This is a genomic window from Paenibacillus sp. FSL F4-0125 (assembly GCF_038008565.1).
In the GTDB taxonomy this organism is placed as follows: domain Bacteria; phylum Bacillota; class Bacilli; order Paenibacillales; family Paenibacillaceae; genus Paenibacillus_AQ.
In genome coordinates this window covers 1,993,726-2,017,107 of sequence record NZ_JBBOZJ010000001.1, presented here as the reverse complement: position 1 = coordinate 2,017,107, position 23,382 = coordinate 1,993,726, and the positions used below count along the sequence as shown (strand labels likewise).

The 23,382-nt window shown below is 42.8% G+C and carries 6 protein-coding genes and 2 pseudogenes; 1 reads left to right on the top strand and 7 read right to left on the bottom strand.

Annotated elements, in window-relative coordinates; translation table 11 throughout:
- Positions 1–333 precede the first annotated feature (333 nt).
- A complete protein-coding gene (locus tag NST74_RS08730) occupies positions 334–7,725 on the bottom strand; it encodes an endo-alpha-N-acetylgalactosaminidase family protein (RefSeq protein ID WP_341111537.1) in 7,392 nt (2,463 codons plus the stop codon).
- Between the two features lie 269 nt (positions 7,726–7,994).
- Between NST74_RS08730 and NST74_RS08725 the strand changes: the two genes are divergently transcribed.
- The gene (locus tag NST74_RS08725) at positions 7,995–8,855 is read left to right on the top strand and encodes a helix-turn-helix transcriptional regulator (RefSeq protein ID WP_042125692.1); all 861 of its coding nucleotides are present in this window, start codon (positions 7,995–7,997) and stop codon (positions 8,853–8,855) included.
- Between the two features lie 118 nt (positions 8,856–8,973).
- Here NST74_RS08725 and NST74_RS08720 read toward each other — a convergent pair.
- From NST74_RS08720 to NST74_RS08700, 6 genes and pseudogenes are all read right to left on the bottom strand, one after another.
- Positions 8,974–10,017, bottom strand: a pseudogene (locus NST74_RS08720) (protein prkA); the annotation flags it as partial.
- Positions 10,018–10,734: 717 nt separating this feature from the next.
- The gene (locus NST74_RS08715) at positions 10,735–15,210 is read right to left on the bottom strand and encodes a beta-L-arabinofuranosidase domain-containing protein (RefSeq protein WP_341111535.1); all 4,476 of its coding nucleotides are present in this window, start codon (positions 15,208–15,210) and stop codon (positions 10,735–10,737) included.
- 111 nt (positions 15,211–15,321) lie between these two features.
- Positions 15,322–18,612, bottom strand: coding sequence for a family 43 glycosylhydrolase (locus NST74_RS08710; protein ID WP_341111533.1), 3,291 nt, complete (start codon positions 18,610–18,612; stop codon positions 15,322–15,324).
- Between the two features lie 89 nt (positions 18,613–18,701).
- Positions 18,702–19,355 (bottom strand): dockerin type I domain-containing protein, encoded by a 654-nt coding sequence (locus tag NST74_RS29955; protein ID WP_445668182.1) that lies wholly within the window; start codon positions 19,353–19,355, stop codon positions 18,702–18,704.
- A 1,275-nt stretch (positions 19,356–20,630) separates the two neighbouring features.
- A pseudogene (locus NST74_RS29950) lies at positions 20,631–22,196 on the bottom strand (glycoside hydrolase family 43 protein); the annotation flags it as partial.
- Positions 22,197–22,335: 139 nt separating this feature from the next.
- A complete protein-coding gene (locus NST74_RS08700; protein ID WP_341111528.1) occupies positions 22,336–23,328 on the bottom strand; it encodes an S-layer homology domain-containing protein in 993 nt (330 codons plus the stop codon).
- Positions 23,329–23,382 lie beyond the last annotated feature (54 nt).

Genomic DNA, 23,382 nt, shown 5'->3' with positions numbered 1-23,382 from the left:
AATTCCATAATACTTATAATGGTCATCAACCTCAAAGCCTTCATGCTTCAGCACCTCACAGGCTAGTTCAGCTACGTAGCCCTCCTTCCCTTTGCTTCAAAGATAGTGGATATTCAACATCAAGTGTAGCGAATGAATTAAAAGCTCGCGTGTGAAAATAGAGTGTACTTAGTAGGGAAAAGTGAAGTAAATAATAGAAATGAATCTCAACGCTCAATGGTAGACGATCGATTTCATTTCGACAGACAACAAAAAAGCAACCCTGCTCTCTATTGAGAACACGGTTGCTTTGATTCAACTGAATAATGTATGCAATTTTCGCTATCGATTCACCTAACCTAAATACGTTAATAATCTGCTGATCATGACTGCAGCTTCCGCACGAGTCAGATTACTCTTCGGATTGAGTTTATGATCAGGGGTCCCTTGGATTAGACCTAATTCGATGCAAGTAGCCAATGCCTGCTTAGACCATATCCCTGCCTGATCCGCATCTATATACGTAGCTAGTACAGCTTGCGTAGCATCTGATATTTTAGGAGATTTCCCCTTCAATTCAAGTACTCTTGCCATAATAACTGCCATTTCCTGACGGCTTAGAGGTTTCGTCGGATCAAACAAATTACCTTCATACCCTTTAATCAACCCAGCATCTGCCGTAGCAATAACACTATCGCTGTACCATTTATCTTGCGGCACATCCTTAAATGATGTTGACCCTTTTACTTCAAGACCTAGAGCTCGTGCCAGGATCGCTGCGATTTCAGAACGATTAATCGTCTTGTCCGGAGCAAAATTCTGATCTGTGACACCCCTCAAGATACCTTTACTCACCAAAGCCTGAATATCCTTATTTGCCCAGTGACCCACGGTATCAACAAAGAATTTAGGTTTAATTCCAGATCCTTGATCTGAGCCGGTTCCTGGATTTGGAGTTGCCTCCGGTTTCGCACCTGAACTTGGATTAGAACTTGGGTTAGAAACATTGCTAGGATCTGTCTCTGATTGATTACTATCCTTTGCTTTGACCGTTACAATCGCTATTGCTTTCATATCAGTCCCAGCAACCGTGCCTTTTACTTGGAAGCTCCCCGCTTGTGCATAACTCGAAGAATGAATCTCATCCCATACAACCGACGTTTTCTGTATCGTATGATTGCTCAGGGTCACAGTTACTTCCGCAGGCAGTTTCGGCGCGGAGCCAACTTCTGTTTCAATCTTTACACCCTCTATAGCTACAATGCTAAGAGCGAATTCAAGACTTTTTATCGCATTTTCAAGCTCTACTCGCATTTCATCTAGTGAAGTAATCGTAGCGCTAGGATCCTTCAGAATCTTCTCCGCTTTATCCAGAGCAGCCGCAACGATTGCCCAGGTTTCAGATGAATAATCTGAACTCTTTAATGCTGCTGCATCGGTAATCGTTTGTTGAAGAAGATCTTTAGAGATGTCTAGATTACTTCCCTTAATATAAAAATCATCTAGAATAAAAGCAAAATCAGATGTAGCTTTTCCCGAACCTTTGGTAATCATTTTGAAAATCACTTGATAATCATCCTGATTACCGGTTGTAAAGCTTTGCTTGAATGTGATATAACCGCCATTTTCTCCAGCTTTATTGCCTGGATTGGTTAAATTACCTAGCGTTTCCTTTAATACAATCTCTTTTGAAGAACGTGATTGTACCGACACTTCATAACCAACATTCGTTTCTGAAGTATAGATAAATCCTAACTCATATTCTTTATTTGGCTTCAATTTCACGCTAGATTCGTTTGTTTTAATGAGTTTACCCACATCTGTTTCATTCATTTTTAGCGAGTTCTCACCATTCAGAACCCAAGTCATCACAGGACCAACTTTGTTCTCAGCGGCCTGAACGATAGGATTGTTATCGTGTGGATTACTTTGGTCAGTTGCAATATGAATTTGTCTAGACCCACCACCATACTCAAATGGACCCCAACCTTCATACACATTCTCGAAATCCTCATACACAACATAATTTTTATTCGTAGGATCCTTCTCCACTGACGTATGCTTCCAAATACGAACATCATCAAATTGTACAGTACCAACTCCTGAATCAGCTAGCAACTTCACTGTTGCAGTAGTAACACCTTCAGGAACCTTAAATTCAACATTGATTCTCTGCCATGTTGTATCGACATACTTGAAGGATGAGTTATGGATACCGTCCTGCCCTGTCACATGATTAGAATAGGTTTTACCGTTAATTGTAACCTGCAGAGAAGATTTTCTTCCTTTCTCCGTCTGAGTCCACACCCCGACAGTATAATCCTCACCAGGCTGTAGTCCATTAATTTCCTGAGACAAGATACCCGCTTTGTTTCCAACCTCAGCGTATTTATTCCAATTCGATTTGTTCATTTCTTTGCTGGTATCGTATTCGCGATCACCTTGCACTGTCTTGATTGTAATATTACTTAGATCATCAGCTGTCCAGGAACCTGGAACATTCAATTGCTCAGAATTAAAGGCGAAATCCTTAATAAGACTGCCTTCACCCCAATTTGTTGCAGCAGGGACCAATACTAGAGCATCCGCTGATGTAGGATAAAGCACATAAGGTGTATTTTTCTTAGCCTTATTTATCGTGAGAGATCCATCATGAGCAACAACTGTATCGACTAACACTTTGCCTTGTTGTGTCAGCTCATACATATTGAATTGGCTCACATCTTTAAATTCATCCGTCAACTGCCAAGTTGTCGCGTTGCCTGTTGTATTCCAGTGATATAGTCTTGCACCTTCGTTTAAACCCAAGATCTTATTGGTCTTCATATCCCAAACCCAAGGAATTAACGAATTCGCTTCACCAGTATGACGCTCTGATTCGTCTGTTGTCGTCCCCGTATCTTTCCAAGAAGATATGAGCTTGCCATTTTTAGATAACTCAATCATATTCGTTAATTTATTTCTCTTAGAGATCACTTCGTTATCAAACGTAATTTGATCCTCTTCATATTTCATAACACCAAAATGTTGCATGAACTTCGTAGGTAATACTTCGTTAAAGAATACAGTTACACCTTGCTGTACATCCGGTTTGGAATCTCCCCACGTGGTCACACCTGGTATTTTTTGTCCTTTGAATAAGGCATTTCCAACGAAAATATCTAGATTATTCTTCACTATTCTTGATAGAATGCTAGAATTCCCCTTATTCGGATATCCTAAATCTGGACCCCAGTGAACAAAATCCACACCGGGCTCTAATGGGCCGGCAAATTCCGTTCCTACTTTTAGTCCAAGATTATTAGCGTATTGCAGCAATTTATAGGCATTGTAATCATTGCCTGTATACACATCAATATAGAAGAAGTCTAATGTAGGATCATTCGGGCTCAAAGAATCCTTCGTCAGATTAAATAAGCTTTTGAACCGTGACTCTAGATTCCCACTCAAGACATCCTTCGTCTGATCAACATAATAAGACGTATCAATCCAATCCCAGCCTCCAGAGAGCTTATCTACTGTTGGCCCTTTTGATGATGCACCATTTAAGTTGGAATAATTCAGCTCGTTAGCATCAAGTTGATACTCTGTTGCATTGAGATGAACACCCACATTAAGATTATACTTATCTCCCTCATTGATGAGATAGTTTAATTCATCCAATCCACCCTGCCTCACACCAATATTAGAATAGGATGGAATATCATCATCATGACCCTCTGCTTGATACCCCTTATGAAGAATCATTTGCCCAAAGCCATCTGTATAGTTGTACAGAATTTTACCTGTATCCAACGAATTCAAGAAAGGATCATTTGCCTGGCTAGCAAAATTGAATGCGATGTACATCATATTGTTCTGCATATCTCGAGCACCAAATGGCTCCTTATAAATATGCGTCCGATAAGCAACAGCTGCATCCTGCCAATCTGTTTTACTGTCATTATTCTGATCATTCGTCACAACTACCTCATACCAAGGCAGCTCTTCCGTTTCATTACTTTGAAGATGGCGATACGTCCAAGTACCCGGCTTCACTGTCACTTTATTGACAAGTGGTTTCTTTTCCGTGGTCACAATCATTTTATTGCCACCGCTGATTACATTGTCTTCGATCGATGCTCCTAAGCCATTTCCGCTCAACATAGCCATCGTAACGCCTGAAGCGCTGCTCTGTTTCATGAGGTTCATATTATCGACGAGTTCTTCTGTTAATCCATGCCATGCTCCATCCGATTTACTCCATGCATACGTTGCGTTTTCCATAGCACTATTCACATGGATTAGAGAATTGTTAATTTGTATCGAACGGACAACAAACCCATCCGATTTTTCAGTTATTTTGTCAATTTCAAAACGTACGACATGATTCGCTTTCGCCTCAATATGTGCTTCGATGACAACACCAATCTCGTCAATCATCATTGTATACTGATACTTACTATCGCTCACTTTATTAGATATGGTGCGAGGCACATAATCCATATTGTTGATCTTCAGACTATTCGTTTGCTCCTCGCTAGCCTGTAGTTTGCGTTCATCCACTTGATATTCAACAATACCCGGGAAATCTTTATATACTGTAACATTTAAACCATCTTTAGTGATCGTATCTGTCTCTGAGGCAACCTGAAGCTTAGGTAGTGACTCTAGCTCTACCATCTTTACATTGCTCACCGTCATCTTCTTACTTCCATACCAAGATCGAAGTCCAAGCCAACCTGGCTGCATAGTCATTTCTTCTTCAGATACCGATCCCATATCCGTTGTCACGCCATCGGGGTCCGTAATCTTGAAGCTTATGGTTGTTCCTACTAAACGAAGTTCTATATGATAAAGTGTATCGGCTAGCATCTCATATGAGTTTGAGAAAGTAGCCTCGTTTCCATTTGCAAACAATTTCCAAACGCCGTTAATGTCATGATTAACCGATACATATGCATTATCCGTGGATCCTCTTAATATAAATCCATATCGCCCACCAGTTGCTCCAGCATCTACATTTGTTTTGTAATCAAAAGTAACTTTCTGATCCATCAATTTAGGGCTATCCTTATCCACGGCTAGTGCTACACCTGGCATGTTCAATTGAATTTGACCATCTCCGTTACTCTCTACCACCGGATTACTACTATCCAGTGAGCCCCAATTCTGTGCCGAATAATTTGGTTGGTATACTCTGATTTCTTCTGCGGTTATTGCATCTACATTCACCTTAATTGCAGCATCAGTTGTGTTATATAAGCCAAATGCTCCTGGGGAATATGCAGATACTGGTACATTACCGACCAATACTCCATTTATATATAGGCTTAATTCCTTCTCAATGACCTGCACACGTAAAATATAATCTTTGCTTATTGCAATGGCATCAGTATTGCCAATGGCAGCTTCGCTACCTTCCAACTGATATTTCCATTTTCCCGCGCTCTCTTGATATATGGTGATATTGCCCAGTTTAACACCAACTTCACCGTCACTCTTCATTTTTACTTGATAGATTCCATTAGATACTGCTGTTATATCTCTATTAAAAGCAGTTGCTCCAGCATCAATAGTCCCTGTCAAATATCCATCTATAACTTGCGGTGCCGCATGATACCCATCCCAATTAAGCTGAGAATTACCTTCATAATATTCCTCGTAAATCATTTTGTCCGTTTGTGTAGAAGTATTCATATCCATAAACTCTTCGGTAAAAAGAATATTATCGATATATATGGTATCCTGAGCAACAACCCCAAAACGTCCTTCTCCGAATTGCTGTCCTGCCGGTAAGCTTGCATACAATTCAGCCCCGTTAATGCTTAGGGTTACAGAGGAGTCGGAATATTGTAAACCCACTTTATTCCAGACGAAAGGTTTAGGATTTGAACTACTAGTACTAGTACCAGATGCAACAAAATCAATGATGGTGTTACCCTTTTTCAAAATCCATTTCGCACCATCAAATGTAATTAGAGCATTGTTACCAATAGCAAATCCGATATTAGTATTCGTAGGTTTCACACTAGCCATATAAGTCGCGCTCTGTAGGAGCGGAGCATCAGTATTCCATGTTTCACCGTTCAGACCAGATAACTTTAGAATTCGGTTGCTGCCTTCTGTAATAATGGTAGACGTTGCACCGTTACTCCAGTCGCCTGTTATACTGTCTTGAAAATCATTACTATACTGAATAATTTGTTTGGGTTTTATGATCTGATTTGTATAGTGTATATTATCTATCTGCAATTCTACCGTACTTCGAATTCGAAGACCGAAGTACCCAGCTACTTCTGAGAATTGCGCAAAAGTAATATCACCGATCTCCTTTTTATTCAAAAATACCGTGATTGTTTTCCCTTTAAAATTGAACATGAGATTATTCCATCTGCCTTGGATCGGGTAAGGAATATTTAATTTACTTCCCCAACCCGAGTTAGACTCTGGTATCCAGATGCTTGGGTCAACCCCAATCTCATTGAATATGCTCGCCGTTTCATTCATTCTAAAACCAAACGCAAAGCCTTGACCGCTACTTAGTTTTGCTGGATTAATCAGCTTGAAATCTAACGAGAGTGTACCCTCTTGAATTTGTGGGGAATCTAGATCTACACCTCGTTCTTTTGATCCTTTTTTCAGAGAAAGAACTTTATTACCCGTAAGATCGGTCACTACTTGAGCATTTAAACCTGACCAATGAGGTATATAATTAGGATCTTCATAGTCTTGTACATAATCAATGACATTTGAAGGTTTATCCTTCACACCTACACCTGCAATACGTAACTCTTTAATAGAGACATTTCCTGTTGCAAAACGTTTATATAGACCTACCTGACCAATCCCTGTCGACTGATTCAATAAATCCGTATCCTTATTGTAGTATGTCACTCCGTCTACTATAACCACGAGCTTCGTACCATGAAAGCCGATTTGTATTCGATAATCTATATCTGTTTTCAGTTCAGGACCCTCGAATACTTCCCAATTCCCTGAACCATCCGGACTTTGAATTACCCAATCTGTATTGGCATCGTAACGGATAGACACCCCTTGATTCGTATCATTTGATCCTATAACAAAACCAACATTACTTGAAACTGAACTTGTATAGCGCATCGTTGTATCAATAATTCCGGCAGATAGCCATGGAGCTTTATCCCATGTTGCAATGGCTCCACCGCCATCCACTTTAGTTATCGCAATGGTTAGTCCATTATTTACAGAAGTTGTTCCTGCTCCTTTAACGAACGTCATTGGTTCCGGTTCCATTGACTGATAATTATTCGTATACGATACTGCCCCTTGACCCTCAGGAACATTTAATTTGATGTCATTTAAGAAGTCCTCTATGTTCGCCTCTTCAATTGTACCCTCTTGTGTATCCGTTACCGTAATAGTCGCTTCTGCTTTGACATCCGAGGCTTTAACATTACCCTCTACGTTAAAAGTGCCCACCTTCGCATAACTTAAAGGATCAATTTCATCCCAGCTAACCATTACTTCGCCGATGGAATCATCGTTGTAAACTGCTTGTACTACCGAAGGGAGTTCTGGTGGTTCACCAACGGAAGTTTGAACATTTGTTGGAGAAATACGTTTAATTACTTGTTCGTGAACTGCACTTAACGAATCACCAATTTCTCCTTCAGCAGCATAAGACGTACTTCTTGGATATATGATTGATTGACTTGTAGCCATTAAAAAAATCATCATCCAAATCATGAATCGATAAATCTTTTTCCCAACCTTTTTTCGCATCGTACCTTTCCCCCTTATAATAGTCTATTGGATATAAATTAAAACGCTTTCAAATACATTTTTGATTTTAACAATTTTATTCGATTTATACTTTCAAAATATAACCAATATTGAAAAATCCGTTTGAAATACAGAACTAAAAATCAATTATTATTCTACCCATACGCCCCACATTAGTTCTGGAATGTTAATAGTTTCAATGATACACTGAGTGATAATAAGTGGTGAATTTTGACACAAATGTCTGAATACTATCAGGGGCGATTATTATGAACCGAGTTGTTGATCTCTTATATCATGAGTCTGATCAGGAATTAATCTATAATGCATTAGAGCGCACCTTGAAACCAGGTTATTTTTTTGGACCTCATTGCCATGAGAATCTGGAAATCTGTTTAATGAAAGAAGGAGAATGTGACATCATTATTAATGGTGAGAGGATTACCGTTCATAAAGGTGAAATAATGGTCATCTTCCCTCATATGATTCACTCTTTTCATGTAAAATCAGATCAAGAAGCCGTCTTCCTACAAGTTCACTTTTCTCCGGAAAACTTTATTGCAGCAGACCCCAAAGTAAATGAATATATCAGATTTTTACATTATATGTCAGATAGACATATAGCCTATACCTTCCATCCATATACGAAACAGATTCTTTCATGTGTGGATCGTATTTGCGAAGAAGTAAATACTGAAGTAAATATGTACCACAAGTCGCTAGCAAATATTTATATCTACGAATTACTGTTTCTATTATCTCGCGAGATTGAAAAAAGTGTTCGTAAAGTATTCAGAATAAATAATCCCATAGCAATTCGAGCTATCCATTTCATTAGACAAAATGTAGAAAACAATATCACACTAGACGATATCGCTAGCAACTGTAATATAACTACCCGATACCTATCGAAAATTTTCAAACAATACGTGAATATATCGGTGAACGATTATCTTTGTATCACAAAAATTGATAAAGCCATGAATTACATATGTAATACAGAACTCTCCATCACAGAAATATCCTCAAAACTCCAATTTTCTAGTGCACAATACTTCTCAACCGTATTTAAAAAATACAGCGGCGTTACTCCAAAGGAATATAAAAATCTTCGTACGAAGGATATATAGTTAATAATTGTATCTATATAACAAAAAAAATGAGCTTGCTCCGTCATAATCGACTTCGAGCATAGCTCATTTTCATTGTATATCTCTTATACTTACTACCCTATGTTCATCCTGATGCTTACCGATTCAGCAAGCTTCCCACATACTTCAGCAGCTCATTGGCACAAATTGGGCAATAATGGTGCCCGTCAATAAGTCTGGCGCATACCTCGTTGATCCGCTTGAGCTGGCTTTCATCCGGCGTTTTGGACGAGGTGGTGATTTTGACAATATCCTTGAGATCTGTGAATAGCTTCTTCTCAATCGCTTCCCGCAGGCGGTCGTGGTTGTTGTACTCAAATTTCTTCCCTTTGCGTGAATACGCGGAAATCCGGATCAGGATCTCTTCCCGGAACGCTTTTTTCGCATTCTCAGAGATACCGATTTGTTCTTCAATCGAACGCATTAACCGCTCATCCGGCTCCATTTCCTCATCCGTAAGCGGATCGCGGATTTTGGACCAATTGCAGAAGGCTTCGATATTATCGAGATAATTCTCAAATAATGTCTTAGCAGATTCCTCAAAGGAGTAGACGAAGGCCTTTTGCACTTCGCTTTTTGCCAAAATATCATATTCTTTGCGGGCAATGGAGATGAAGTTCAAATAACGCTCCCGCTCCTCTTTAGTAATCGATGGATGCTGATCCAGGCCGTCTTTAATTGCCCGCAGCACATCCAGTGCGTTCATGCACTGCAGATCACCTTTGATCAAAGCGCTGGAAATCCGGTTGATAACATACCGCGGATCAATTCCGGACATACCTTCATCTAAATACTCCGTTTGCATTTCCTTGAGATCTGCTTCTTTGTAGCCCTCGACCTCTTCACCATCATACATGCGGAGCTTTTTGATCAGATCCATGCCTTGTTTTTTGCTTTCTTTCAAACGGGTCAGGATCGAGAAAATCGCAGCGGCACGCAGCGCATGCGGTGCAATATGCACATGATTCATATCACTCTGAGCGATCAGCTTCGCGTAGATTTTTTCCTCTTCCGATACCCTGAGGTTATACGGAACAGGCATAACAATCATACGGGACTGGAGCGCTTCATTCTTTTTATTTGAAATAAATGACTTATACTCGGTTTCATTGGTATGAGCGATGATCATTTCGTTGATTGATGGATGATTAAGTTAAAAGTAAACGGTCTTCTTTAGACATCAGAAAAGGTTTTTGCTGACTGTAGGTTCTCGTGTAGTTTAGGACAACTTGTAATAATTCTTCTAATACTTCCCTCTGCTATAAACATACTTATGTTGTAGAGGTGAAGCCGATGTGGGAGAGCGTACAAAAGTTTCAAACCGAACTAGGCGAAATTGAAATTTATAAACCAGTGACACCCTCTACTAAAAGGGAACAAGACGATTTTTATGTTTTTCTGGCAAACCTATTATATATAGATTATTTAGAACAGTTACTTGATCAGCAATATTGAATCTATTACTGTCATTTTATTTATATGGTTAATATTATAAGCGTCAAATCTCCCCATTCAAGGAGGTTTGCCTCATTCCCAGTGCTCTAAATGGATGGTGATATCAAGCAACAACGCCTACTAATAAAAAAGAATATAAAAAAGATCGTCCAGGGTCCTATAAGATCAGCTGGACGATCTTTTTGTGCAGGTATACAACATTCAATAAAACAAAAGTCTGCTATTCTCTGAATGAAACTCCTCTAGGTTACGCTGTTCTATCTTCGTGCCTTCCCGCTACAATTCTCTGAGAAGTTAGGAAGCATTTCTGATGAATCATCCATCAAGCATCCCCTCAATAAACAGAAGCAGACGCCTATAGCAATCTGCTCCTGTTATATAAATGAAGGATTAAACTAATAAATTATTCCAATATTTTGGTGGCGACGATCGCAAGGTCCGTAATGTCAATCTTCAGGTCACCGTTCAGATCAGCGATCTTGGCCTTCGCCCAATCAGGGCTGGTGGCGTTCTTGCCGTAATGGTAAGCGACGATTGCAAGGTCACCTACACTGATAATTCCGTCGTTGTTTAGATCTGCGGATCCCTCCTTAATTATTGCTGCCTTGAAGGTATCCACCGCACGGAGCAGATCATTTACGGCTCCATCAACTTGAGACTGTGTCGCACTCGAGTTGTCTTTAACCGCTTTGGCCGCGTTAATCGCAATGCCGAACGCATCTTTGACCGCTTGCGGATATTGGCCAGGCAGAGTACCCACGACTGCGGCGCTAAACAAGTTCTGCGCATTCGTAATCGCTGCGTTCAGCGCGGTCTTGTCTACGCCTACATCGATGCTCCCTACAGAAATGACCTTATGGTCCAATGCCGCCTGGATCACGGCTCCCTCGGACGTTCCTAATTCCGCCCGGCTCACGGCTATCGTCCCGCTCGTGTTCTGAACACCTGATTTCACCTTGAAGGTCAGATCCAGAACCGGCTTACTCGCTCCCGAAACACCTCCGATACTGGCAGTAATCAGTCGAAGTTCCCCGGTAGTGTCCTTATCCTCTTTCACAACCTGGATGTTGTTGTTAGCTCCCGCCGCAAGCATATAGTCAAATACTTTGGCATCATAGGTTAGAGTGATGTCCTGGGCATAAACACTTTGGGTAACGCTGTTTAGATTAACCCCCACTTTAAAGCTGCTGCCAGCCTTCACACTACTGTCTACTGTAAGTGTAGCTGTTACTACTTCTTTTGCTTGCTTATTGATGCTAACGGTATAAGCTTTTTCTGTTACCCCATCTTCAGCTACCACTCTAACGTTCAAAGTAGTCATATCGGTTGGTAAAGATACTTTTCTTTTCGCAGTATCGTCAATTAATACACCATTAACATATACCAAAGCATTCGCGTTTTCAGGAGTGAAATTGACTAATGACTCTGTAGCATTTTTTGGAACAGAAATGGAATAGTGATTATTAGTCAATGCTGCTGGCGTTCCATCCGCTGTGACACTCTGAAGGTTCGTGCTTTTGTTATAGTCTTTCAAAATGGAAACCGTTCCGAATAATCTGCCTACGTAGCTCGAACCTCTATTGGCAAACTTCACGGTTACTTTTGTTTTTCCTGCTAACAAATTTGCCGGGATTTGATATCTTACATCATAAAATTGATCAGGGGCTTTTGCTTCTATGGTTTCTTCCTTAATAAGAATACCGTCCACATAAACGTTAAAGGTTCTTCCTTTATCACCGCTATAGTATCTGGTAGATATATAATTAGTAACAGAAGGATCGACTGCCATATCATAACTAAGCCAGGCGGCTCCTGATGACCCGCTCCAAGCCTGTCGGTACTGTTCCCCTCCGAAGGAACCTCCTCCTGTATTTCCTTGCAGATTATGTGCCAATTCGTGCTGATCATTCGTAATTTGAACTTCATCGATTTTAGCGATTGCCTTTTTAGCCGCCGTCTTTTTATTCAAAATATTTTTCTGGAAGGTCTGTGAATCCAATGCGGATAAATAGAAATAAATCCCGTATCTTTCCTTGTATAAAGTATAAAAAGGCGTAAATTTCAAGTGATTATCTTCATCTGTATTCCGCAAGGTAAATTCCAGTTTTCCTTCCGTCTTAACCAAATTGTTGTTAATATCACGGACCCAATCATTAACATTACCATCCTTAATAAGGATGTAATCCTTGAAGGTCACGCCCGAAGGCAAATTGGCTTTTTGTGAAGCAAGATGTGGAATGGCGACCATTTGCTCTGTCCCAAGGCTAGCACTTAGAACAAGTGGACCATAAGTAAATGCTGCCGCTTCAGGATTATCTTGAAGCGTTGATACTTGGACTTTTAAAGGGAATGTCAGTTCAACGATATCCCCTGTCTTCCATACCCGATGGATATCAATATATCCTTCAGCTGCTTCCCCATTAAATGTTGTTCCGTTTATCGCTACAGCAACCTTATCACCTCTTGCAACCCACTCAGGAGATCTGAATTTAATCGTAATATCCTCGGAAGGTGCCGCATTAATTGTAAACGTTGCCTTATCGCTTTGGGGGAGATCTGTTTGTTGTGTCAATTGAAGGCCCTTTTCAGTCCAGTTCAATATCGAACTCAAGTACATGTTGACATAAAGATCTTGACCGGAGTGAAAATAGATACTGTCATCCAATTTCGTAAAATTCTCCATACCGCTTCCCGTATCGCACCAGAAGCTATCAAACTCGGTTGAAAATACTTTGAAATAACCTGTACCCATAGGCTTAAAGTACGTACTCATACCGGTCTCCGGATTAATGGAGGACATTATCTCATTTTTCAATGTTTTCTCATAATAATTAGCATACTTAATATCACCGGTAAGCCTGAATAACTCTCTAGTAAGCTTTAGCATGTTGTACGCGTTACAAGTTTCATCATTAATGTTATTCCTATAATTATCTAACTGCCCAGGTTCTCTAAAATGCTCATTTTCGCTATTTCCACCTGTTACATAGGTATGGTCATTAACCACCATTTCCCAAAAATTCTCCGCTGCTTTCAGGTAAAACGATTCTGCCTCACCTAATGTGCGATATCGATTCAGTGCGCCAATAAACTTAGGAATTTGTGTATTGGCGTGCTTATTCGCTAATACGTCTTGCCCATTAACAATTGACGTAAACAGAGAGTCTTCATCAAACATATGGGCCGCGGTTAAATGATCCTGATTATTGGAGAATTTAAATAATTCATACAATGCATCGTTTATACCGCCATATTCAATATTCAAGACTCTAGTGTGCGTTGATTCGTTCCATGTTTGAGTTCTTTGATAAGCCCAATCCCCCAAACTACTTGCAATCCCCAAGGCATCTCCATTTCCTTCGTATTTATAGACATCCACAAGCCCGGTTATTATTTTATGCATGGTGTACCATGGCACCCAACTTTGTCCCTCGATCTTTCCTTCAATCACATCAAAATGCGTTTCTGGTGTTGCAAAAACATACCCGTTACTGCTTGCATTTTGACATACTTTCAGTTCACTAATCACATAATCAATTCTGCTCTTGATTTGTGCATTCTGTGTTGGGTTCTTTTTCGTTTGCTTATAGGCCTGTGATAACGCTGTCAAATAATGTCCCAGGCTATGCCCTCTAAGATAACTCCAGTTCCCTTCCCAACCGTTGTATAGCTCCGCTTTCTTAGGTAAACCTGCTACGGTTCTAAATCCAGACAAAAGACGGTCCGGATCAAGCTTTAATAAATACTCAATATCTTTATTTAAGGCATTCACATAATACGGGTCGGTAACATCTACCTGCTCCAAGTCGAAATTTTTGATCTTTGCTGAATCCCCTAGATATTTACTTGTTTTCACAAGAATCGAAAACGTTTTTGTTAAGGTTACTGAACCATACGTTACAGTAGCTTGTATAGTCACCGAGGTATCTACCCCTGGATCTGTAAGCACTCCTGTATTTGATATCACATCCGGATTGGATGATTTCCACGAGAAAGCACTACGATTTGCTCCGTTTATTGGAAAGGTAAGATTGCCCCTAGTTGTCCCCGGCAGAACGATTGCATCTAAATCTTGCTGTGCAATCCTCTTTTCGTCTATTACGCCGCCTTCCCCTTTATAAACGTCTCGGATCACTTCTTCCGTAGCAGCTACACTATAAATCTTGAATTCGTCCACATTCAGTTTTGCATAGCCTCCCCCATACTGTGGCGAATTGAATCCCAAATACTTATGTTCCGTATTATTTGCTGCAATGCTGCCACCTTGTTTAATATAAATAACCTTTTGAGCTAGACCGTTACGATAAATCTCCACATTTTTTGTTGCATTATCATAGGTAACCGCAATATGCGTCCACTCTCCAATGGGAAAGAACGTGCTGCGATCCCCAGTAACATACGATTCCTGTACACTTGTTCCAGTTGAAAGCTTCAACGGAACTGTATCGCTCAGGATGCTTAAATACCACCCTTCTCCCATCCAGTTTCCATTTGGCTTGTTCCACATGATCATGTGTTCACCTATTAACTTAGAGTCAGGCTTTACCCAAAAGGAAACCGTTAGATTTTGTGGCTGCAATGCCGATGACGTGCCTAAATCAATATAATTATTGGTTCCGTTTAGTTGTAAGGCCTTACCAACCTTACCCTCAACATAATTTGCCGTCCCATTTAATATCCCTTGAATCCCGTTACTAGAGGAATCTGTAATATTATTTTCAAACTTGAATTCCAGCTGTTTTGATTCATCTAACCCAGCTGCATATGCCGGAATTGTGGAACCTAAAAAACCGGACATCAGATTCGCCAGCAATGTTATAGATAAGATTTTAATTAACGTTTTTCTCTGCGACTCATTTTTACCTTTTATCTGTTCCATTGATTGACACCTCTCCTTGTGTTTTATATGAGGATTGAGTGAATCAAATCTAGCGTGAGAACAAGGGATGGTATGCAAAACACTCCATCCCCATTCTCGCTTATGGTAGTTTTAGTCAGCTATTTTAGAGGCAACATACGCCAAATCCGTAATGTCAATCTTCTGGTCGCCGTTCAGATCAGCGATCTTGGCTTTCGCCCAATCAGAGCTGGTGGAATCCTTGCCGTAATGGTAAGCAACAATCGCAAGGTCGCCCACGTTGACGATGCCGTCGTTGTTCAGATCCGCGGATACTTCCTTAATTACTGCGGACTTGAAGGTATTCACCGCACGGAGCAGATCAGTGACTGCATTGTCAACCTGAGACTGTGTCGCGCCCGAGTTGTCTTTAACCGCTTTGGCCGCGTTAATCGCAATGCCGAACGCATCTTTGGCCGCCTGCGGATATTGACCAGGCAGAGTACCTACGACTGCAGCGTCATACAAGTTCTGCCCATTTGTAATCGCTGCGTTCAGCGCAGTCTTGTCTACACTCACATCGATGCTTTCTACAGAAATGACCTTATGGTCCAGTTTCGCCTGGATCACGGCTCCCTCGGACGTTCCCAATTCCGCCCGGGTCACGGCTATCGTCCCGCTCGTGTTCTGGACACCGGATTTCACCTTAAAGGTTAGATCCAGAGACGGCGTACTTGCTCCCGAGATGCCTCCGATATTGGCGGCGATCAATCTGACCTCACCAAGGGTATCTTTGTCCTCTGTCATCAGCTCCACATTATACGTTGCGGATGTTACGCTCATATATTCGAAAACGTTGGCATCATAAGTGAACGTGATGTCCTGGGCATATACGCTTTCTACCAAGTTGTTCAGCTTCACGCCGACGGTAAAGCTGCCTCCAGGCTTCACGCTATCCGTTGCCGATAATGCAACGGCAGGCTCCAGGGGTTCCGGCTCTTCCGTAGACGGCCAGACGGGATCCGCCGTGGAGGTGCTTGTCGTCAAATAAATCCGGTCTATCGTCAATCCGTCTTCCCTGCCCCAGAAATTCAATTCATGTTCGCCGGCCGACATATTCAATGGCTCTCCCCCAGGCACGACGGAGCCGCCGTTGCTGAGATTCACCCATTTGAACTGTCCGCCGCTGATTCCCTCAATCCCGTTGGAAGTGAATTTATACTGCTGATCCAATCCGACATGGACGGAATCGGAATTGAAATCCACGCTCTTGGCTAGGATCCAAAGCTGGTAAGCCCCTGCTTTCGGGATGTTGATCTTATATCCAAGCCTGGAACCTGAGGCTAGGGTCGCTGTATCCGTCCCGGGCATACTAAAGCCGGTATCAGGCCCGAAGAACATGGCTTTCGTGGACTGCCCGTCGACAAGCGACCAGGTATGGCCGTTGATCGTGCCGTGTACGTAGGCCTCCTTCGAGTTGTCCACCGCTGTTTCCGCCTCGATGGCTATGACAACCGGCGTATCAACAGATACGCTAATTTGAGTTGTTGCAGCTTCGCCCAATTCTCCCTGATAACTTACAGCAACTTGGGTCGTTCCGCTGGCTTTTGCAGTAATCGTACCGTTTGAAACCTCTGCAATATTTGGACTCGGGTTATTGTAGACAGCTTTCCTCGTCACATCTTCCTTATGTCCATCAAGATACTCTGCGGTAATTTTAAAGGCAGCTGTTTGACCGGAATCCAGAGCAAATGAGGGATTATCTACTGTAAGCTCCTTCACCGTAAGCTCGCTGTTCAAGTCTTTAACCAGCAAATTCAGTGTATCTGTCATTCCTCCATAGCTCACATCAATGCTAGTTGAACCATAGCCTACTCCCGTTACAACTCCCTTATTAATACTTACGATACCGTCTTTTGCCGCAGTTGCAACAGCCTGCGCAGTAACGTCAGCGCTTGTTCCATCGGTGTATACAGCAGTAACCTTCATCCTTGCCTGGTTGGCTCCGGATACAGTGTCGATTTTATATTTATCGATGGATGCGTTGATTGCTGATAGATCATGAGCAGCGCTCATTTGCTTGAACTGCCAATAATCTATCTTAAAAAGATTGCCTGTCGCTTCTCCCTTGAATACCAAATAAACGTCATGGACTTCGGAAGCACCAGAAATATTTGTTGTTTTTTTCTGCCAAACCTGATCTCCGCCTGTGTTGGAAATAGGGAGCGTCCCGATCAATGTCCCTTCAGTACTGTCAAGATGAAGCTCCAATGTGCCGCCGTTAGATGCGCTGGATACATTTGCAGAAAATAAACCGGCCCCGGTAGACCCAAAATCCACATTCTTTATCTTTATATAGTCTCCGTTATCAATATGGTAAACGTTCATTCCACCTTGATTGGATGGCTCTGTTTTTATGCCCGATGCCCATGCAATGGTTTCAGCTTCATTTCTGACATATGGATTTAAACGCATCAGCGCAGCTGGTCCCTGAGTTGTCATATTGATCACCGGGAATGTGCCATCAGGATTATAATTAAATTCCTCAACGGCTACTGAACGAGTGAAGCCTCCGCCTCCCGGCAAGGCGCCATTATGATAAAAAAAGTAGGAATGTCCTTTAAAATCTATAACTCCCGGATGGTTAGTAAAGCTTTTACCTTGGGTCGACATAATGACGCCTCTATAGGTCCAGGGACCGGTAGGGCTATTGCTGGTAGAATATGAGATATATTCAGGTATACCTCCGGCAGCATATACCATGTAATATAGATCTCCGTGTTTATAGAACCACGGCCCCTCTTCGTATAATGTCAGCTTGGAGGCATTCCCTGTACGCTTCCCAAATCCTTCTGTCGTCAAAGGTACCGTTACAATACCAACGTTTTTGTCGTAGGAAATCATGTCAGGATTTAGTTTTACATATTTCAATTCAGGATTTCCCCAATAAAGATAAGCCTGACCATCCTCATCAATATATGCAACCGGGTCAATATCGCCCCAAGCGCTGGCGACTAACGGGTATCCGAGAGCATCTACAAACGGACCGGTTGGGCTGTCAGAGACTGCCACCCCGATCACCGGTCTTCCAAGCGCACTACTTGTAACCGTTGCGTAATAATAGAATTTACCATTTCTTTCAATAGCGTGCCCCGCCCACGCGTCGCCTTTAGCCCAACTAAACGTTTTATAAGACAAGGGTGATCCATGATCTGTCCAGTTGACCATGTCTGTGGAGGAATATACTCTCCATTCATTCATCGTAAAATAGGTTGAGCCATCCTCATCGTGTCCGGTATATAGATAGACCGTATCACCAACTACCAATGGAGCAGGGTCAGCGGTATAAATCGTTTGGACTACGGGGTTATCTGCAAAAGAAATAGTCGTTGATACCATCAAGCTAATTAAGAATGTCACTACGAGGCTTAAAGCCTTTTTCATTGACAAACCCCCTCCACATTACATTTGATAATTGGATGTAAGAAATATGGACAGGAATAAAAAATCCCCGTCCATATTTTCACCCATGATTAGTCAGCTATTTTAGAGGCAACATACGCCAAATCCGTAATGTCAATCTTCTGGTCGCCGTTCAGATCGGCGATCTTGGCTTTCGCCCAATCAGAGCTGGTGGAGTCCTTGCCGTAATGGTAAGCAACAATCGCAAGGTCGCCCACATTGACGATGCCGTCGTTGTTCAGATCCGCGGATACTTCCTTAATTACTGCGGACTTGAAGGTATTCACTGCACGGAGCAGATCAGTAACTGCGTTGTCAACCTGAGACTGTGTCGCGCCTGAGTTGTCTTTAACCGATTTAGCCGCGTTAATTGCAATGCCGAACGCATCTTTGGCCGCCTGCGGATATTGACCAGGCAGAGTACCTACGACTGCAGCGTCATACAAGTTCTGCCCATTTATAATCGCTGCGTTCAGCGCAGTCTTGTCTACGCTCACATCGATGCTTCCTACAGAAATGACCTTATGGTCCAGTTTCGCCTGGATCACGGCTCCCTCGGACGTTCCCAATTCCGCCCGGGTTACTGCTATCGTCCCGCTCGTGTTCTGGACACCGGATTTCACCTTAAAGGTCAGATCCAGAGACGGCGTGCTTGCTCCCGAGATACCTCCGATATTGGCGGCGATCAATCTGACCTCACCAAGGGTATCTTTGTCCTCTGCCATCAGCTCCACATTATACGTTGCGGATGTTGCGCTCATATATTCGAAAACGTTGGCATCATAAGTGAACGTGATGTCCTGGGCATATACGCTTTCTACCAAGTTATTCAGCTTCACGCCGACGGTAAAGCTGCTTCCAGGCTTCACGCTATCCGTTGCCGATAATGCAACGGCAGGCTCCAGGGGTTCCGGCTCTTCCGTAGACGGCCAGACGGGATCCGCCGTGGAGGTGCTTGTCGTCAAATAAATCCGGTCTATCGTCAATCCGTCTTCCCTGCCCCAGAAATTCAATTCATGTTCGCCGGCCGACATATTCAATGGCTCTCCCCCAGGCACGACGGAGCCGCCGTTGCTGAGATTCACCCATTTGAACTGTCCGCCGCTGATTCCCTCAATCCCGTTGGAAGTGAATTTATACTGCTGATCCAATCCGACATGGACGGAATCGGAATTGAAATCCACGCTCTTGGCTAGGATCCAAAGCTGGTAAGCCCCTGCTTTCGGGATGTTGATCTTATATCCAAGCCTGGAACCTGAGGCTAGGGTCGCTGTATCCGTCCCGGGCATACTAAAGCCGGTATCAGGCCCGAAGAACATGGCTTTCGTGGACTGCCCGTCGACAAGCGACCAGGTATGGCCGTTGATCGTGCCGTGTACGTAGGCCTCCTTCGAGTTGTCCGCCGCTGCTTCCGCCTCAATGGCTACGACTGCAGGCGTATTGACAGTTACGCTAATTTGAGTTGTTGCAGCTTCGCCTAATTCTCCCTGATAACTTACAGCAACTTGGGTCGTTCCGCTGGCTTTTGCAGTAATCGTACCGTTTGAAACCTCTGCAATATTTGAACTCGGGTTATTGTAGACCGCTTTCCTCGTCACATCTTCCTTATGTCCGTCATTATACTCGGCAGTGACTTTAAAAGTAGCCTTTTGGCCGGTATCCAGAGCAAACGAACTATTATCGACAGTAATCTGTTTGACCGACAGTTCACTATTCAGGTCTTTTACGAGTATATTTAATGAATCAGTTTTTCCGCCGAAGCTGATATCGATAGTTGTTGACCCATACCCCACCCCAGTGATTACTCCGTTCTTAATATCGACAATACCACTTTGTGCAGGGGTTGCGTTTGCCTGAGCAGTGACATCCTCACTTGTTCCATCACCGTAAACAGCTACAACCTTTAATTTCGCCGTGTTAGTTCCAGGAGCCAAATCGATCTTGTTTTTATCGATGGATGCATTGATGGCGACAAGATCGTGAACTTCGCTCATTTTTCCGAACTTCCAATAATCTACCTTAAAGAGATTGCCTGTCGAAGCACCTTTGTAGACCATGTAAAGATCATGAACTCCCACAGCGCCGGAAATGCTAGTTGTCTTAGTCTTCCAAGCTTGATCACCGCCCGTATTGGAAATAGGCAGGACTCCGATCAGCGGGCCATTTGCGTTATCTATATGCAATTCGATAGCTCCGCCGCTGGAATCGCTAGCAACATTCGCTGTAAATGTACCGGCGCCTTCCGTGCCAAAGTCAACCTTGGATACGGCCGTCCAGTCTCCATTGTTGATACTGCCCACAGCCAGGTTTATGCTGTTTACCATTCCTCCCGGCTCGGTCGTAGTTTCAGTAGTGATCCCTCCGTTCCAACCGATCGTTTCAGCCTCTACTCTTTGGTAGGGATCAAAGTTTTTCAGTTGAGCAATCCCGGTATAATCGCCTGTGATTGTTTCGATAACTCCGTTTGCATCAAAACTTACCTTATTTATGTGTGCATTACGATACCCGTGCGCTTGCCCACCCAATTCCGGTACTAGACCGCTCTCCGCCATGGCTTTAGCCACGGTCTGAGCATGGTAAGTGATGTACCATTGGTCGTTAAATTCAAACATGGCATGATGATTGTTCCCACCGACACCGAAGAAAACAGCAGGGTTAGGTAATATGGTTTTTACATAGGTGAACGGGCCAAATGGATGATCACTCACCATATAAGCAATCGTTCCTGTTGGAATATCCGCCGGATGTTGACCGGAAAAGTTTGTACTATAGGAGTAGTAGTATTTTCCGTTGTACTTGTTGATTCCCGAATCCTCAAACAGCCAAGGCGGATTAATCGGTTGAGCTTTACCGCCGCTGGCTGCCAAATCCAGGCTGATCATATCATCGCTAAGCTTTGCAACACGCGCGGTTCCCGGATCTTCATCCTTTCCGGCTGGAATCCCCCCGCCAAAATAAATGTATCCGCTTCCATCATCATCAATAAGTACGGCAGGATCAAAGAGCCATGTGACATTCTCGACACCGGAGGTACTTCTGCTGATCAGTGGTTTCCCAATCGGATCGGAAAACGGTCCAATCGGGCTGTCCGCGGTGAGAACGCCGATCCCGTTTGCACTATCTGCAAAATACAGGAAAAACTTTTCTTTGCCGTTTATCGTTTTATGAGCCGCAGCAGGAGCCCATGAATTATTTGCCCATTTGGCAGCGCCTTGCTGGCCGGCTACAGGGATTTCTCCGTGGTCTGTCCAGTTCACCATATCATCGGATGAAACCACCGTAATTTTGTTGATACGACTATATCCGTTGTCCTTAATTGTCCCATTCGCATTGTATTCAAGAATATCATTTGTCATGTAAATATAAACTCTACCATCATAAACCATGGCGTAGGGATCAGCCCCGAACTTGTGCGAAAATAGCGGATTGGCATTGCCGGGTGTTTTGGCCATGGCCGGAGTTAGCGGTGTTTCCTCCGCGGCCTGTACCTTTGGATTTCCCGGGCTTGAAGCGATTGCAAGAGTTAAAACTAACATGAGTGACAATAGTTTATTCCATATTCGCATATTATTAACTCCACCCTTTCTTAATTTGGTTAATAGATACTTAAATTTATATAGATGCTTCATGCAGATTTACTAGAATGTTGACACCTCCTTTCCCAGCAGTTCAGTAGTCTGAACATATTCATGAAAGGTTCGATGCTTAAATGTTCAACAACCGATAGATAATGACGGCTGCTTCCGCCCGGCTCGCTAAATCTTTAGGTTTTATCATGCCATTATAGCCTTCAATGATTCCTTTCTTGACCAATCGGGTCAGGGCGTTTACCGCGTAAGTAGATACATCCCCAGAGTCTCTGAAGCTGCTTAAATCGGAGTCTTTTTCATCCAGCATTCTTCCTGCAATTTTCATCGCGCGTTCTGCCGTCACCATCATATCTTGTCTGGTAATCCTTTGCTTCGGCTCAAATTTATCATCGCCTGTACCCAGTGCAATTCCAAACTTTTTGGCAATCCCTACTTCCTTGTAAAAGTAGTTGGTCTGTTTGACATCTTTAAAGTTACCTTCGACCTCGGTATCCAACTGCAGCGCCCTGACCAGCAAGCTAACGAAGTCAGCTCTGGTAATTTTCGCCCCGGGACTAAAAGTGGTAGCTGAAGTTCCCTTGATGATTCCGGATGTGGCAAGCGTTTCGATCTCCATCCTTGCCCATTCATAGCCTTCAAGATCGTCGAAGGTCATCTTGTTTTTGTAGACCGTTTCTTTTAGAGCCGGGTCCAATGCCTTAACGGATACCAGTTGTATGCCGGCATCTCCCTTGGTTTTCCCTTTAAAAAGAATAGAGGCTAAGGCTATATTCCCTTGCTCGCCTGTCTTCTTTCCGATTTTCGTGAACGCTATCGTCATGGTTCCGTCTTCGACCTTCGGAGTTATGAAGTAACCTTCTAGCTTCGATTCGGCTTTAACCAACTCAACAATTTCAGGGTCGAACTTGATTGTAGCTTCATAAGCATAGAGTCCATTCAGGTTATCTCCATTCAATGTAACCGTCAGAGTTTTGTCAGGAAGAGCTTGATCTGAAATCTTCGATAGTGAAAAGCCCGTATCCGCTTTTGTATATCCCTTACCGGGCATGAAAGCCGTTGTTAGGACTGCAATGAAACAGATCAAGATTGCTAGTTTTCGTTTTCTCATTGGGCACTCCTTATTTCAGCACACCCCATTCCTTCGTCTCAAGGCGGAATAGGG